Origin of the sequence: Mycobacterium sp. MOTT36Y, assembly GCF_000262165.1 — a bacterium.
GTDB lineage: Bacteria > Actinomycetota > Actinomycetes > Mycobacteriales > Mycobacteriaceae > Mycobacterium > Mycobacterium intracellulare.
This window is the reverse complement of record NC_017904.1, coordinates 3,133,956-3,150,885: the sequence shown is the minus strand read 5'-3', so window position 1 is coordinate 3,150,885 and position 16,930 is coordinate 3,133,956. Positions and strand designations below refer to the sequence as shown.

Sequence of the window (16,930 nt, the reverse complement as noted above, 5' to 3'; positions counted from 1 at the left end):
TCATTAACTTAGCGTAGGCTAACATAAGCTCCTCGCCTTCGGGAGATGGCACCGGCCCGTCGTCCGGGTTCGGGGCGGCGCTGGTCGGCCCTATCGGTCACGGATCATGAGGGCGGCGCGCTTGTTCGGCAGGTCGAGCTCCGTGATGCGCTGAAACCCCGCGTGGTCGAGCACCCGGAGCACCCGCACATTGTCAACGTCGGGTTCGGCGACCACCCGGGCGGCTTGCGGATCCGCATCCAGTTGCCATGACGAGACCGTGCGTAGCAGGTCCACCGCCAGCCGCCGTCCGCGACACTCGGGTGGACCCAGCAGCATGTGCACGCCTGCGTCGTGCTCGCGGGCGGGGTAGTACTCGGCCAGCGGATCAAGGTCGGCGCGGTAGAGCTCCCAATAACTCATCGGAAAGCTATCCAACAGACCCAGGTATGGAACCGAGTGCGCGCTGGAGTGCTGTTGTTGCAGATAGGACGCAATCCGGACGCGGGACCACGGCTTCCTCCAGAATCGCGCCACCTCGGGGTCGTTCATCCAGCAATGCATCAGGTCGAGGTCGCCGTCGGGGTCCAGCCGGCGCAGCGAGAATTCGCCCGCGAACACCTCATGATCAACCGCGGCGCGGCATTGCTGCAGATCTAGCATCTGCACCCGTGTACCTCCCGACCGAACGGGCCCATGTGGTGCGCGACGAGCACATAGGGCAATGGGCAATCCGATCTCGTCGCCGCGGCAGGCGCACGAGCCCTGTAACTTAGCGAAGGCTAACATAAGCCCGCAGTCGCGGTACGGTGCCGGCGACGAAGGGATCGTGGATGCGTGTCGTGTCGTTCGGGTTCCGGATCTGGGATGTAGGACGTCCCATGCTCTGATCGATCCGGCGAACTGAATAACGGGAGTGAGGCGAGCCATGGCCGACGACGTCAAGACTTTGGAGCAACGTCGCCTGGAACTGTTACGTTTGCGCATCGCCGAACGCGGTCTGGCGGCGCGGGAGTCGGTCGAACTGGTGCGGATCTGTCCGGGAGAACGTTATCGGCTGTCGCCCGGCCAGCGCCGGATGTGGTTTCTACAGGCCATGGACCCAAGCGACGTTACGCTCAACATCTGCGTCGCCTACCGGCTGACGGGCGCTCTGGAAGAGGCGCGCTTACACGCAGCCCTCAATGAGGTCGTTGCCCGGCACGCCGTTTTGCGTACCACCTACGCGGTGGATAGCGAGGGTGAACCTTATCAAGTATTTTCCGATGACGTTGAGATCGGTTGGCGAACAGTTGATTTGACCCATCTCTCAGAGGCCGAGCGCGAGCGCCAGATCCAGGCGTTGGCGCGAGATGAGTTCGGCCGGCCATTTGACCTCACCGAGGATCGTCCGTTGCGGACAACCCTGATCCGCTCCGGCGCGGACGAATTCGTGCTGATCCTGGTCGTCCACCACATTTGTTGGGATGACGACTCCTGGGCTGTTTTCTTCGGTGAGCTGAGCGCTGCCTATAACGGTCATCAACTGAACGGCCACGCGCCGCAATTCGTTTCGGTCGCGGTGCTTGGGAACGAGGCGGAACCCACCAGTGCCGACATCGGCTACTGGACGGACACTTTGCGGCCGGCACCGGAACCGCTGGAGCTTCCCGGTGTGGGTGCTGCGCAGCCGTCCAGGCAGGCCGAACGTCGAACTCGCGCCCTTCCCGACGACATGTTCGGCAGGGTCGAGGATTTTGCCCGAAACCGTTCCGCTTCACCGTTTATGGTGTTGTTGGCGGCCTTTGGCGTGCTGCTGCGCCGCTATACCGGCGCAGCAGATTTTCTGATCTCCGTGCCGGTCACCGGACGCGGCGGCCCGGCCGAGGGGGCGATCGGGTACTTCGGCAACACGCTATTGCTGCGGATCGTGGCTCGACCGCACGACACGTTCACCTCGTTCGTCGACTCGGTACGCGAAACCTGTTTTGCCGGGTTCGCCCATCAGTCCGTCGGCATCGATCGAGTGGTGCGCGAAGCCAACCCGGAACGGGCTATAGGGCACGATGGCATGGACCAGCTGGTCCGCTTGGGTTTCAGCATGCGCAACAGCGCAAGTGGATTGATACTGGACGGTGTCACGGTAGGACAACTCGAATTGGGCGCGGTAGCCGCCCAGCTTCCGTTGGCCTTGACGGTTGTGCTCGACCCAAAGGGAGTATCGGTCGAGCTCGAGCACCAGACCGACGTGTTGAGCTCGGCACTCGTTGATCAGATGCTGACCCATTATCTGCAGCTGTTGAACAACGCCCTGGCCGAACCCGAACGTCGCCTCACCAAATTGGACTTGCTCGGCGCCGGCGAGCGGGAAGCCGTCCTGGCGCAGTCGCACGGGGAAGTTGTCGCCACGCCGGCCACCACGATGGTCGCGATGCTTGAAACAGCCGCGGCCGTCGCTCCCGACGCGGTCGCGCTCGTTTCCGACGCGGGTGAAGTGACCTATGCCGACCTGCATGCTCGCGCGAATCGTTTGGCGCGCTGGCTTATCGGACGAGGCTTCGGTGCGGAGGACGTCATCGGGCTGCGCATGACCACGTCGATAGAGTTCATCGTCGCGCTGCTCGCCGTGCTGAAAGCCGGTGCGGCCTACCTGCCGATCGACCCCGCCTATCCCGACGACCGCATCCAATACCTCGTCACGGATGCCCGACCCCAGACGGTTATCGGGCGGCGGGAACTCGACCCCGCCGAAGATGCCGCCGCACAGTTGTCGGACGCCGTGCTCACCGATGCCGACCGGCTACGTCCGTTGCGTCCCGACCACTTGGCTTACGTCATCTACACGTCCGGTTCCACCGGGCGGCCCAAGGGCGTGGCTGTCTCGCACCGCGCGATCGCCGAGCACGTGGATGGTTTCATTGCCGAGTGGAGCGTGACCGGAGAAGACCGGTGGCTGCAATCGTCGTCGGTGAGCTTCGATGCTTCACTGGCAGACATCTTCATCCCGTTGTCGCTTGGCGCACAGCTGATCGTGCCCAGGCCCGAGGCCTTCGGGGACATCGATTACGTTGCCGAGCTGATCAATCGCCGCGGCGTCACCGTGCTGCACATGGTGCCCTCCATGCTGAGCACCCTGCTGATGCTGCCGCAGGCCAGCCAATGGCGGCAGTTGCGTCATGTGCCGGTGGGCGGAGAAGCGCTTCCCACTGAGGTGGCCGACAAATTCGCCAGCTACTTCGACGCGGAGCTACGCAATCACTATGGCCCGACCGAGGCCGTCGTGTGCTCGACACACAAGCGGGTCGCGGGGTCGCAGGGCGCGCGTGTGGTGCCGATCGGCGTGCCGAACCGCAACGTCTACGCCTATGTGCTCGACGAGCAGTTGCAACCGGTGCCCGCGGAGGTCGTCGGTGAGCTGTACCTCGGTGGCATTCAGTTGGCGCGTGGGTATCTCGGTCGTCCCGGGCTGACCGCGCAGCGATTCATCGCCGACCCTTTCAATCCCGGCATGAGGCTGTATCGATCCGGAGACCTGGTCCGCCGCAACATCTCTGGCGACCTGGAATTCGTCGGCCGAGCCGACGAGCAGGTCAAGATTCGTGGCTTCCGCATCGAGCTCGGTGAGGTCGAGTCCGTGATCACAGCGCATCCAGCGGTGCGGCACTGCCTCGTATCCGTGGAAGACACCGAGGCTGGGCCCATGCTGGCCGCGTACCTGGTGCCAGCGGCTGATGAGCACCTCTCCGCCGACTCAGATCTCGATGAGATACGCGCACATGCCGCCTCGGCGCTGCCTGAATACATGGTGCCCAGCGCATTTGCGGTTATCCATGAGATCCCGCTGACTGTGAGCGGCAAACTGGACAAACGGGCACTGCCCGCACCTACGCCTATCGCCGTGCGCCGCTACCGTGAGCCGGCGACCGAGACCGAGCGCCGGATGTGCTCGATTTTCGCCGAGCTGTTCGGCTGGGAGCGTGTGGGTGCTGACGACTCATTCTTCGGGCTGGGTGGCCATTCCCTGCTGGCGGCTCGGCTGGTCGCGCAGATCCGTGCCGAATTCGGCATAGAGCTGACCGTTCGCGCCGTGTTCGATACGCCCACCCCGGCCGGATTGGCGGCTGCGCTGGTCGAGCAGTTCCGTGCCGAGTTCGATATCGACCTTGACGCGATGGACGCCGAGGACACTTTCGACGACGCAACGACGGCGTCGCAATCGAGCCGCCCAGAACTCGTCGAATCTGTTCGCCCGGAGCGGCTCCCGTTGTCCTACTCGCAGCTCGCCGCGTGGTTCCAGTATCGGATGGAAGGGGCGGGGGACGGCTTTAACATGCCCTTTGCGCTTCGGTTCGACGGTCCCCTGGACATCGTCGCCCTCACCGAGGCGGTCAACGACGTCGTTAAGCGCCACGAGGCCCTGCGCACGAACTTCGATGAGCACGAAGGCGTTCCGTATCAAATCGTGCACCCGAGCTTGCAGTTGGAACTAAAAGTCCGGAAGGTCACCCCGGACGGCTTCGATGACGCGGTGGCGCAGCTGCGCCGGCACGTGTTTACGCCCGAGTCGGGGCCGTTGATTACGGTCACCCTGTTGGCGCTGGGCACGGATACGCATGTGCTATTGGTGGTCGTTCACCACATCGTCAGCGATCACGCCTCTCTGGGGATCTTCTTTGACGACCTCGTCACCGCCTACCGCGCGCGGCACCAAGGGCAGGCGCCGCAGTGGACCACATCGCCGATCCAGTTCGTGGACTACGCACTGTGGCAACGAGATGCATTCGCTTCCCTATGGGGACAGGCTGAGCTGGCGTATTGGCGTGACGCCCTCGCTGGGTTGCCCGACGAGGTCTCGGTTGCCCACGATTATTCCCGCCCGCCGGCGCTCGGAAAGCGTGGGGAGGTGGTGACTTTCACCGTGCCCGCCACCCGCCGGGCGTCCTTGACACAGCTTGCCGAGCAAAATGTCGCCAGCGAGTTCATGGTTTACCAGGCCGCCCTGGCGGTAGTGCTGCACAAGCTCGGCGGAGGGACGGACATTCCGCTCGGCAGTCCGGTCGCGTCCCGTGTCGAACCGATCACGGCTAATCTGATCGGCTTGTTCGCCAACGTGGTGGTGCTGCGCGACGATCTGTCCGGTGATCCAAGCCTGCGCACCATGCTCACCCGTAGCCGCCACACGGTGCTCGACGCATTCGCACACCAAGAGCTGCCCATCGAACGTCTGGTTGAGGCTCTCAACCCACCGCGCTCGCGGTCCCGAAACCCGCTGTTTCAGAACATGATCCACTTTCGCGGAGAGGACTGGGCGCTGATACCGCGCCCTCTCACCGAGACCGGCGGCACCACGGTCGTACCGCTTCCGATGGACTTCGAGGTCTCACTACTGGATCTGGACGTGGGCATGAGCGTGACGCCGGGCGGTGAACTCGACGTGCGCGTCGTCGCCAATGCCGATCTCTACGAACCTGCGACGGTTGCCCTTATCGCCGCCGCTCTGAACGCAGCACTCGATGCGTTCGCGACGGCGCCGGACCGTCCAGTGTCCAGCGTGGAGTTGCTTCCCACGGATGATTTGGAGAAACTTTTCGCCCCGCCGGCCCCGCCCATCGCTGCGCCATCGAAACCGGCCACCGCAGGCTCGGTGGAAACCGAGCGGATCCTCATCACCTTGCTGGAGGAATTGCTCGACGTCACCGGTCTCGATCGCGACGACAACTTCTTCGCGCTCGGCGGTGACAGCATCATCTCCATTAAATGGTCGGCGCAGGCCACCGCGCAGGGACTGGCCTTCACGCCGGGAATGGTGTTCGAGTACATGACCATCGGCGAGCTGGCCGCGGCGGTCGACGCGGCAGCGGGTGAGCCGGCGGCCGAGGCGGATTCGCCGCCGAAGCAGGAATATACGCCGATGAGCGCGTCGGGCCTGACCCCCGATGCGTTGGCGCAACTCAACGCATCCTGGCTCAACCAGTCGTGACGGCACCCGTGAGGTATTTGTGACCACAGCTCCGCCGCAGATCGAGGACGTGCTCGCTCTCAGCCCTTTGCAGGAAGGGCTGTTTGCGTTATACCGATTGGCGCAGGACAGTATCGACCTTTACAGCATGCAGTTCGTCGTCGATGTCGACGGACCAGTCGATCTCGAGCTGCTCCGCCGCAGCGCTCAAGCCATGCTGGTCCGACACCCGAATCTGCGCGCCGCCTTCTGGGATCGTGATGTACCGAAGCCCGTGCAGATCGTGCCCACGCAGGCCGAGCTGCCCTGGTCCGAACGGTTCGCACCGCCAACGGAATTCGATGCCATCGCACGATCGGAGCGGCGCCGCCCGTTCGATCTGAGTCGTGGACCGGCATTGCGGGTTGTGCTGCTTGGCACTCCCGGCGAGACCAGGCGCCGGATGATTTTCACCGCCCACCATATTCTGGTCGATGGCTGGTCCCTCGCCGTGTTCTTCACCGAGATGCTCACCGTGTATCGGGCGGGAGGATCGACCGACGGGCTACCGACCGCGCGCCCGTACCGTGACTACATCGTCTGGCTCGCCCAGCAGGACAGGGCGGCCGCGGCCGCCCAGTGGATGACGTATCTGCAGGGTGTGTCCGGCCCGCTCATGGTGGCAGACGGGACCGTCGCCGCGGGCGAGGGCGTGCCGGAAAAGACCGAATTGCTGTTGCCTGCGGCCGATACGGTGCGGCTGCGACAGTGGGCGGGTCGCAACGGTCTTACCCTCAACACCGCGGTGCTATTCGCGTGGGCGGTTGTGCTCAGCAGGCTCACCGACCGTCGCGATGTCGTTTTCGGCACCATCGTGTCCGGCCGGCCGGAAAACCTGCCCGGCGTGGAAACCATGGTCGGACTGTTCATCAACGCCGTGCCGGTGGTGCACCAGGTGAGCACCGCCGACTCGGTGGTGGAGCAATGCGCCCGGTTGCAGCGCGAGTCATCGGCGATGCGCGACATCGGTTATCTCAGCCTGTCGGAAATCCAGCGTGAGCATGGCCGGGGAACCCTCTTTGATTCGCTATTCGTCTTCGAGAACGCACCGATCGAGGACGCTATCCGGACGGTGATCACACCAGACGGAGCCCGGTTCAGTCCGGCAGAGATGGAGAGTCTCACGCACTACCCGTTGACTGTGGTCTCGCACATGCGAGACGACGCGCTGTTGGTACTGGTCGAGGCGATTCCCGAGGCACTTTCGCATCTTCGGCCCTCCCAGATCGGCGAGCGCTTGCTCGCCGTGCTGCGTCAACTCCCCGATATTGGCGACGACACGCCCGATGCACTGGATATTCTCACCACGGCGGAGCGCGCCGAGTTCGAAGGACTTGCGACGCGGCCGCTGCCCACTTCGGAGAGCACTTCGGTGTGGGAGACGTTCGAGCGGCAGGTCCACGACACACCGCATGCCGTCGCCCTGACTACCGGCGGTGGTGAGTGCTATACCTATGCCGAACTACACGCGCACGCTTGCCGGCTCGCGGGGGAGTTGGCGGAGCAGGGCATAGGACCGGAAAAAGTCGTTGCGCTGGTGCTGCCGCGCTCGACCCGATCCATCGTCGCCATCCTGGCGGTGCTCGCCGCCGGTGGCGCCTATCTGCCGGTCGATATCACGTTGCCGAACGCGCGTATCGAATCTATTTTGCGGCAAGCAAATCCGGTACTTGCCATCGCCGAAGCCGGCTACACGGAGTTGGTAAGCGGCCGGGTCGCCACAGTGGTTATCGACGATCGCGCTGCCGCCGAGCGCATCTCGCAACGCGCAGCCGCCACGCCGGCGGTTCGCCGTCACCTCGAGCACAGCGCGTATGTCATCTTCACCTCGGGCTCGACCGGTGAACCCAAGGGCGTCATCGGCACCAATGCGGCTTTACTCAGCTATTTCGCTGACCACCGCGACCGTGTCTACCGGGCGGCTTCGGCGCGCCTGGGCCGCCCGCTGCGGATCGCCCACGCCTGGTCCCTGAGCTTTGACGCCTCGTGGCAGCCCATGGTCGGCCTGCTCGACGGGCATGCAATCCACCTGTTCGACGCCGAGGAGATGCGCGACGCAGATCGGCTCGTGAAAGGGATGGCCGCCAACCAGATCGACATGATCGACACCACCCCGTCGATGTTTCTCCAACTGCGTGCCGCGGGACTTTTGGACCACTCTCTTTCGGTGCTGGCCCTCGGCGGTGAAGCAATCGATACCGCGCTGTGGGAGCAATTGCGCGCTCCGTCGCCAACTTCTAAAACGGCCGTCTACAACTGCTATGGCCCCACCGAAACGACGGTCGAAGCGGTGGTGGCACCGGTCACGGAATATCAAAAGCCGACGATCGGCACCGCAAACGCTGGAACCGTCGGTTACGTCCTAGATTCGGCGTTGCGGATGGTGCCGGACGGTGTGGTGGGCGAGCTCTATCTGTCCGGGGCGCAGCTGGCCCGTGGCTATGTCGGCAGGTCTGCGATGACCGCGGCTCGCTTCGTGGCGGACCCGCTGCGTCCCGGTCAACGCATGTACCGCACCGGTGACCTGGTACGTCGCCTGCCGCACGGCGGATACTCCTATGTGGGACGCTGCGACTGCCAGGTCAAGATACGTGGCTACCGCGTGGAGATCGGCGAGATCGAGGCGGCCCTGCGTGGCCAGCCACAGATACACGATGCCGCGGTTACCGTTCTGCGTCGCGACAGTGGCACAAGCCTCGTGGGTTTTGTTGTGTGGCAGGAGGATATGGCTGCCGACCTGGTGCGGTTGCGTGCCGCGCTCGCTGAACGGCTGCCGCCTTACATGGTTCCCGCCCGAATCGTGGCGATGCCTCAGCTGCCGGTGAACGCGAACGGCAAGCTGGATGGTGGTGCATTGGACCGGCTTGCCGAGGATGCGCTCTTGCGTGTCACTGAAGGCGGGGCGGCATCGGCGTCCACCGACACCGAACGATCACTGTGCAAAATATTCGAAGAACAATTTAACGGCGTAGTGCCGCACATCGACGATGACTTCTTCTCACTTGGGTTAGACAGCATTGTGGCGATCTCGGTGGTCCATAAGGCACGGCGGCGCGGTCTCACATTGAGTCCACGGATGGTGTTCAGCGCTCCGACAATTCGCCAACTCGCTGCTGCTGTCGATGCGGCGCCGGAATCCGATGCGGCCGTCGAAAACATCGAATACGGTGAGATCCCGCCGCTGCCGATGGTGTCCTGGCTCTACGAGTACGGAAACTACCGCCGATTCACCCATACCGTGTTACTGCGATTGCCGTCTGAAATCGACTGTCTATCAATCGAGACGATGCTGCAACTGTTACTCGACGGGCACGACACTCTGCGATCGATTCTGATCGAGACCGCTGAGGGGCCACGCCTGGTTACCCGCGAACCCGGCGTGGTCCGTGCCGCTGACGTGCTCACGCGTGTTGAGCTACCGAAATCGTCCGCCGCGGAATTCAATGCGGTCTTGACACATTCGGCGCGTAAGGTCACCGACGAGATCGATCCCCACTCAGGTGCCATGGTGCGCGCCGTTTGGTTGTCCAGCGCCGGGCAAGGCGAGATGCTGCTGATCACCGCGCATCACCTGGCGGTCGACGTGGTTTCCTGGCACATCATGCTCGGGGATCTCGCGGAGGCGTGGCGCTCGGTGACATCGGGTGCAACGCCGAAAACGATGCCCGAGTTCACTTCTTACCGCCGCTGGTCGGAGCTGATGTGGCAGCGGGCCGCTACGGCCGAAGTGCAAAGCCAGCGCGGTTACTGGACAGCGCAGGTTCACGGGCCCGATCCTGCGCTGGGTAGGCGGCACCCTGATCCGACGCGTGACACGTGGTCGACTCTGCGGGTCACACGGGCACTCACACCGATCGACGTCACTGAGCGCGTGCTCACAGCGCTCACCAGAGATGAGGGCATGGACGAATTCTTGCTGGCCGCGCTCACGATGGCCGTCGCGAGTTGGCGGCGTACTCGTGAACAAAACTTTGCGGCAGGCACGCTCGTCACGATGGAGAGCCATGGGCGCGCGGACGCTATTTTGGGGACCGACACCACCAACACGGTCGGTTGGTTTACGACTGCCTACCCGGTACGGCTCGGAGTGGGTGCATCAGGTGTCGACGCCGAGCAGGCAGAATGTGATCCGGCAGCGGCCCGAGCGCTATTAGATTCCGTGGCTGACCATTTGAGGATGGTCCCGAATGAAGGTCTGGACTATGGACTGCTTCGTTATGTGGACCACGTTCCAGAACTGCAGGATTCTGTCGAACCTCAGATCATGTTCAGCTACTTGGGCCGCCTCGACCTCGCCGGTGGAACGGATCAGCCCTGGTCCTTAATTGCCGGCGACCAAGTCGACGCATTGCCCGTCGACCCTGAGCCAGATCTGCCACTGCGTTTTGCGCTGTACCTCGCCGTGGCGATACGGGGAACACCGGAGGGTCCGCAACTGACGGCTAACTGGCTCTGGAGCGATGCCCTGTTCGGGCACTCCGATATCGAACGACTGACGCAATTCTGGCAGCGCGGCATAGCCGCGCTCGCAGCCGGATTGACTAAAAGCCCCGCATAGAAAGCTGGCGCCCGAACTACCCACCGTCCCGGTCAGCGACCGCACCGCACCGCACCGCATCGCACCGACGGTTGGCGTGCACGCCAATTTCTTTGGGCTCGGCGACGATTCAATGCCGGCTGCCCCGACTCGCGCGCTCTGGCCGTCATTGCACCCCACTGCCTCGACGTCGCAGCATTGACCAACGAGCAGATTCTCGCCGAGGGCTAGTTCGGGGCGGGCGACCCGACGATGATACTGCCGACGCTGCACTCCTGTAGTTCATCGACACCGGTGGCCGCGACGAAAGCGGCGGTATCACCGAAGCCTTGCGCGCACGCGCCGAGGCCCATCGCGGTCGCGGCCAGGTAGATCGTCTGCATGAGGACGCCGACATCTTTGAGGATGGCGGCATAGGCGATCTGCTCGTAGGTCCACATGATGCGACCGCAACGTGCAGCCATGACGACGAGCACTTGCGGCTCGGCACCTCCGGTGAGAGTTGCTGCGGCCGGTTTCAACAGCTGGGACACGGCCTTCGAATCTGGTCCAGCGACAGGGCGTAGCACATGGTCGAACGAGTCGTAGTGGTACATTCCCGGCGCGAGTCCGGCGACATTGCGCACCACAGGGTAGAGCTCCAGCTCATACAGACTGCCACCAGAAGGGTACGGGCGTGACACGAGTTCCTCGCCGTCGGCGACGAGTTCGGTTCTCCGCGTTCGCGCTGTGCGGTAGAGCAGTTCGGCCAACTGCCCAACAGTAATCGGGCGGGCGTCATCGAATGTCCTTGTGGAAACTCGGTCTTCGAGGACGGCCGTCAAAGTCGGGTCCTGCATTCGTATGGCCGCCAGATCGGGAACCTGAAGGGCAATAGGCTCACCCGGATAATTTGTCCTGCGCGCGGGCGGCTGCGGGAATCGACCCTTCGCCCACTTGGTCGGGCCGAAACGCTCCCAGGTGACGGTGCGTTGACCCAGCGTGCTGCGGCGGTGAAACCACAGATCCGGTGCGCTCCAGCTGAGAGCATCGAACCTGCCGTCTTCGTCGCCGAGGTGGGTGAGGATGCCACACCAGTGCAGATCCTCGATGAACCGCGAGGTGACGGCGCTCGGCATGCCTGAGGCGTCTGCTGCGGGCCCGTCGAGTAGGACAAGCAGGCGTGAGTCGTGGATGCGCACATCACACCATGCCAGCGGATGCTCAAGGACGAAGCCCTCTGAGTCTCGGTGCAGTACAGCAAATTTCGATAGCGCGAAGGAACGCGGCGACATCGGCGCCGGCCGTGTCGCGGGCCGCCCGAACGGCAGGATGGAGTAAAAATCGTTCTTTTCGTCGCGGACCGTGACCGTCAGCCAACCGCTCGTGGCGAGCTGATCAATCAGCGTGCCGACACCGCTTTCGTTCGTCGGCGTGAGTATCTCCGACAGCGTTGCCGGCCCGAGATTCAGCGTTTTGAGTGCCTGTAGCTGGCCAGGGGTCAATTGGGTCAGCTTCTCGCTGCGCGGAGGATTCAGCAGCACCGCTCCAGCGGGCGTGACCAAGCAGGTGACACCGGAACGGAACGCGAATCTCGTTTGGCCGGGGTATGTGACGTCGGGCAATCCGCTAACCCTTCCGCTTCCCTATTTGATCCACCATGTCGACTCCCTCAGCGTAAGCGAGGCACAGTTCATGCGGGCCAGCAGTTCCGCGGGCTACATCAGCGATCTGGGGAGCATTTCCCAGACGGCACCGGCTGCGATTCCGAGCCCCAGACTAAGGCCCGCCGCCACTATCGCGGTCCGTGCGGACCATTTCTCCGCCGTGACGACGCTGTCTCTCATGCCTTCGGCGGGCCGCTGGAATGACGGGATGATCCAGCGCAGATAGTAGAAGAGACTAACCACGGAGTTGACGAAGACAACCACGGCGAGCCATGCCTGGCTACCGTCCCACGCCGCCGTCGCCGTGGTGAGCTTGCCGATGAAGACCGCCGTCGGCGGAGTTCCGACCAGGCCGAGCAGCGCGACCACCAGCGCACCGGCCAGCCAGGGCCGAACGTAAGCCAGACCCCGGTAGGAGTCGAGGTGGCGCCGGGCCGGCAGCGCTGTGCTCACAGCGAATGCCGCGCTGTTGGTGAGCGTGTAGCCGGCGAGATAGAAGAGCAACGACGGGAGCGCGAGGTCGCTGCGGCCCGCCACGGCGATCGGAACGAGCAGGTAGCCGACCTGGCTGATCGTCGACCAGCCCAGTAGTCGTCGGGGGTCGTGCTGCCAGTAGGCGGCGAGGTTGCCCAGCGTCATGCTGGCGACGGCGATCACCGCGACCAGTAACGGCCAGGCCGTCTTTCCGGGCAGCACGTCGACCAGGCGGTAGAGCGCGAGCAGCGCCCCGACCTTCGGCACGGTGGTCAAGAACATGGCGGCGGTGCCGTTCGCGCCTTCTGCCGCATCCGGAATCCAGAAGTGCGCGGGCACGCCGCCGGCTTCGAACATCAGGCCCGCGACGACACCGAGCAGTCCTGCGGCGATGGCACCACCTGGTGCGCTGCCAAGACCGGCCGCCAGGTCGCCGTAGCGGGTGGTGCCGGAAGCCCCGTAGAGCACGGTCACGCCGAGCATCAGGACGATCCCGAATAATGCGCCGATCAGGTAGGCCTTCATCGTCGCCTCGGCGCCCTTCGCGGAGCGCACCAGCCCGATCAGCCCATAGAGCGGAATGCCGGCCAGCAGATATCCGGTTATCAGCACGAGCAGATCGTCGGCTCCGGCCAGGACCATAACTCCGGCGGTGCAAAACAGCAGCAGTGCGTACGTTTCGCTTTCGCGGACCGAGCCGGCGATTTCACCGGCGGCCACCGCGAGCACCAACAGCGTCCCGACCATGACCACGATCCGCGCCACGCCCGTGGCGGTGTCGGCGGCGAAGGTGCCGTCAAAAGCGGTCCGATCCGGACCGGCCATCCCGACCACCGCGACGGCGATGGCACCGCACAGCGCGGCGGCGGCGACTCCCCGGGCCCACCACTGCCGGCGCCGGGCCAGGAACGATCCGCTGATCAGCACCACGAGCCCGCCGCCGAACACCAGCATCTCGGGCAGCATCAGCAGCGGCCGCATCCCCGTCTCCACGTCCGGCTACCGCCCGACCAGCCCGACGAGCGCGTGAGCGGCCGGTTCGATCAGATCGAGCAACGGCCGCGGAAACACGCCTATGGCGACGGATAAGGCGAGAAGCATTCCGACAGAACACGTTTCGGAATAACGGAGGTCGGCAAATCCCACCGAGTGTCCGCGCGTCTCGCCCGTGAAGATGCGCTGCAGCGCGAGCAGAAACAGCGCCGCGGTGACCAGAATGCCGGGCAGCGCGACGGCGGTGATCGGTGCGGCGGCGATACTGCCGGTGAAGATCTGGAATTCGGCGATGAAGCCGGAGAAGCCCGGCAAGCCCAGGGAGGCGAATGCGCCGACGGCAAAGAGCCAAGCCAGTTTCGGGGCCGGCCCGGCGAGCCCTCCGAAGGTGTTCATGTCGTATGTCCCAGCGCGCTCGTAAAACACGCCGGCGATCAAAAACAGCGCACCGGTGATCAAACCGTGGCTGACCATCTGGGTGACGGCGCCCGTGACCGCAACCCCGCGAGCCTGGGCGGTGTCACCCGCGATCAGCCCGGCCGCACCGACCGCGAGCACGATGTAGCCCATATGGTTGACCGACGTGTAGGCGACCATCCGCTTGAAGTCGTTTTGGGCCAACGCCACCAGCGCGCCGTAGAGCACCGACACCACGCCGACGACGATGATCACCCACGCCCACGCGCGCCAGGCCTGCGGCAGCATCGGCATTGCTATCCGCACGAACCCGTAGGCGCCCATCTTCAGCAGCACCCCGGCGAGCACCGCCGAGCCGACCGCGGGGGCATCGGTGTGCGCCGGCGGCAGCCAGGTATGGAACGGGACGGTGGGAGTCTTGACTGCCAGTCCCAGCAGGATCGCCGCGAGAACCAAGCCGCCGGCGACGGGGCTGCCGCCCAGAGGTGTGCTGGCGGCCAGGGTCACCATGTCGAACGTGTGCGGCTGGGCCGCGATATACAGGCCGATGAAACCGACGAGCAGCGCCAGCGAACCCAGGAAGGTGTAGAGGAAAAACTTCAGCGCCGACCGGCCGGCGTCGCCATGGCCCCAGCCCGCGATCACGAAATACATTGCCACGATGGATAAATCGAAGAAAACAAAGAACAGAATCAGGTCGGCGGACACGAACAGACCCAGGCTCACCGTCTGCAGGAACAAAAACAGCGCGGCCAGCGGTTTAGGCCGGTCGCGGCCGCGCAGGCTGTAGAGGGCACAGGCCAGAAAGATCACCGCCGTCATGACGACCAGCGGCAGCGATAGCCCGTCGACCCCTAGGTGGTAGCTGCTGTTGACCCCGGGTATCCATCGGGCCTTCTCCTCGAACGCCAATGCACCCGGCCGGGGCGTCCGATAGAGCGCCCACACCACCGCAGTCAGCGCCACATCGGCGGCTGTGACCGCAACCCAAATCCAGTTTGCCGCAGCACCGCCAAGCCGCGGCAGCGCCAGCAACACCAGGGCCGCCGCTAGCGGCAGGAAAACGATCACACTGAGCACGCTCACCTCGCTACGACCAGGACCACGACACCGAATGCCAGCACCACCACAGCCGCGAGGTAGTACTGGTGCAGCTGGCCGGTTTGCGGTCGGCGCGCCAATTCACCGAGCCGGCGCATCCAACCCGCGACCGCTTCCACCGCACCGTCGACCGCGCGAATGTCCGTGTGCGCCAAACGGTGCGCTGCCCGTAGCGAGTGGATGGCGGTTGCCTCCACGGCCCGGTCGAGCACCCGGTCGTCGAATCGCGCCAGGATGCGTGCGAGGCCGAATGTGGGCCGGACGACGAGGAGATGAGCGACCTGCTCCAGGCCGAGCCAGCCGCCTGCCCACCGGGGCTCGGGTACCCACCAGCGCGCCACCGCCGCGACGACGATGACCGCTAGCGCTGCCGAGCCTAGCAGCTCGAGCGCCGTCGCGGGTGGGCTCGCGGTGCCGCGCAGCGCCCGGGTAAGAGCCGAGCCGGCCGGCGGCAACGCCAACACTACCGCCGCTGCGGCGCCGACCGCGAGGACGACGATAGGGGCCTGCTGGAAGGCGTTGGGGCCGAGAGCGTCTCGCGTGACGCCGGGGCTGCTGTCGGCAGCTTTGGTGCGCCACAGCACGGTTAGGACCTTTCCGGCATAGGCCGCCGAGAGAGCCGACGCGGCCAATCCCACGGCGTAGAGGGCGGGGGAGTAGTGCAGGGCTGCGGTCAGCACCGTGTCTTTGGTCGCCCATAGCGACAGCGGCGCAACGCCGGCCAGAGCCAGGGCGCCGACGGTGGCCGACCAGCCCAGGAGCCGCCACCGTCGCGCGACCCCCCAAAGGTCGTCGAGCTGCTTGGTGCCCAGTACCGACAACCAGGCGCCGGCCGCAAGGAACAATCCGGCCTTGGTGAAGGCGTGGGCGATCAGCTGCGCGGCGCCGCCGCCGACGGCGCCCACACCCGCGGCCATCACCACGAATCCGAGCTGCGCTGCGGTCGAGGCCGCCAGCAGCTGTTTGAGATCACGCTGCGCCACCGCGACCGCGCCCAACAGCAGCGCAGTTCCCCCACCTATCCATGCCGCGGCCGGCGCGGCCCACCCGGTGGCCGCGAGCAGCGGCTGCGTCCGCAGCAGCAGATATGCGCCCATGGCGACCATCGCGGCCGAGTGCAGTAGCGCGCTGACCGCGCTGGGACCCTCCATGGCCCGGGACAGCCAGAACGAGAACGGCAGCTGCGCGGCCTTGCCGAGCGCCGCGAGCAGCACCCCGAACGCGATGACGTGCCGCCAGCCGCCGCTCGCGTCGGGCAGGTCGGCCAGCGCAAGCCCCGCGCCACCGGCCAGCGCAGCCGCCGCGGCCAGGTAGAGGCCGAGGTCGGCGGTGCGGGTGGTCAGGAAGGCGGTGAGCCCGGCCGACATTCGGTACTCGTCGCGCCACCTGAACCCGATCAGCGCGTACGACGCCGCCCCCATCACCTCCCACGCCAACAGCAGCGTCGGCAACGTCGTTGCCGACGCGGTTACGGCGACAGCCGAGGCGAATAACAGCATCAACCCGTGGAACCGGCCCGGCGCTTCCCGAATGTCCCCGGCGGCGAATACCAACACCAGCAGCGTCACCGCCGCCACCATCGGAACTACCACCGCGGCCAGCGCATCTATCCGTAACGCGAATTCCGTGCCGGCCATGAACGCCACGGCCAGTTCCGGGCGGGCAAAGCCCACGACGATCGACGACACCAGCATGACTGCCGCCGCGGTCACCGAGATCGCCGCGGCGTACCGCTCGAACCGGCGGCCCAGCAGTAACGTCGCGCCGGCCACGGCCGGCGCGAGGATCAGCAACCACAACCAAAGC

Annotated in this window: 7 protein-coding genes; 2 read left to right on the top strand and 5 right to left on the bottom strand. The window is 65.1% G+C overall.

Annotation, left to right across the window (positions count from 1 at the left end; translation table 11 throughout):
- Window positions 1-90: 90 nt before the first annotated feature.
- Window positions 91-648: a GNAT family N-acetyltransferase gene (locus W7S_RS14280; RefSeq protein ID WP_014711834.1), complete on the bottom strand. Its 558-nt coding sequence runs from the start codon at window positions 646-648 to the stop codon at window positions 91-93.
- 259 nt (window positions 649-907) lie between these two features.
- On the opposite strand from W7S_RS14280, the gene W7S_RS14275 reads away from it, so the two are divergent.
- Both W7S_RS14275 and W7S_RS14270 read left to right on the top strand, forming a co-directional pair.
- Window positions 908-5,938 (top strand): non-ribosomal peptide synthetase, encoded by a 5,031-nt coding sequence (locus tag W7S_RS14275; protein ID WP_014711833.1) that lies wholly within the window; start codon window positions 908-910, stop codon window positions 5,936-5,938.
- Between the two features lie 19 nt (window positions 5,939-5,957).
- Window positions 5,958-10,514 (top strand): non-ribosomal peptide synthetase, encoded by a 4,557-nt coding sequence (locus W7S_RS14270; protein WP_014711832.1) that lies wholly within the window; start codon window positions 5,958-5,960, stop codon window positions 10,512-10,514.
- Between the two features lie 206 nt (window positions 10,515-10,720).
- Here the strand turns inward: W7S_RS14270 and W7S_RS14265 are convergent, their stop codons facing one another.
- The 4 genes from W7S_RS14265 to W7S_RS14250 all read right to left on the bottom strand — a co-directional run bounded on the left by W7S_RS14265 (window position 10,721) and on the right by W7S_RS14250 (window position 16,923).
- On the bottom strand, window positions 10,721-12,097 hold the full coding sequence (locus W7S_RS14265) for a SagB family peptide dehydrogenase (RefSeq protein WP_020822733.1): 1,377 nt from the start codon (window positions 12,095-12,097) through the stop codon (window positions 10,721-10,723).
- Between the two features lie 93 nt (window positions 12,098-12,190).
- Window positions 12,191-13,594 carry an NADH-quinone oxidoreductase subunit N gene (locus W7S_RS14260; protein WP_014711830.1) on the bottom strand — a complete coding sequence of 468 codons (1,404 nt, stop codon included), beginning with the start codon at window positions 13,592-13,594 and terminating at the stop codon, window positions 12,191-12,193.
- An 18-nt stretch (window positions 13,595-13,612) separates the two neighbouring features.
- Window positions 13,613-15,103 (bottom strand): NuoM family protein, encoded by a 1,491-nt coding sequence (locus tag W7S_RS14255; RefSeq protein WP_014711829.1) that lies wholly within the window; start codon window positions 15,101-15,103, stop codon window positions 13,613-13,615.
- A gap of 2 nt (window positions 15,104-15,105) precedes the next feature.
- Window positions 15,106-16,923, bottom strand: coding sequence for a proton-conducting transporter membrane subunit (locus W7S_RS14250; protein ID WP_014711828.1), 1,818 nt, complete (start codon window positions 16,921-16,923; stop codon window positions 15,106-15,108).
- Window positions 16,924-16,930 lie beyond the last annotated feature (7 nt).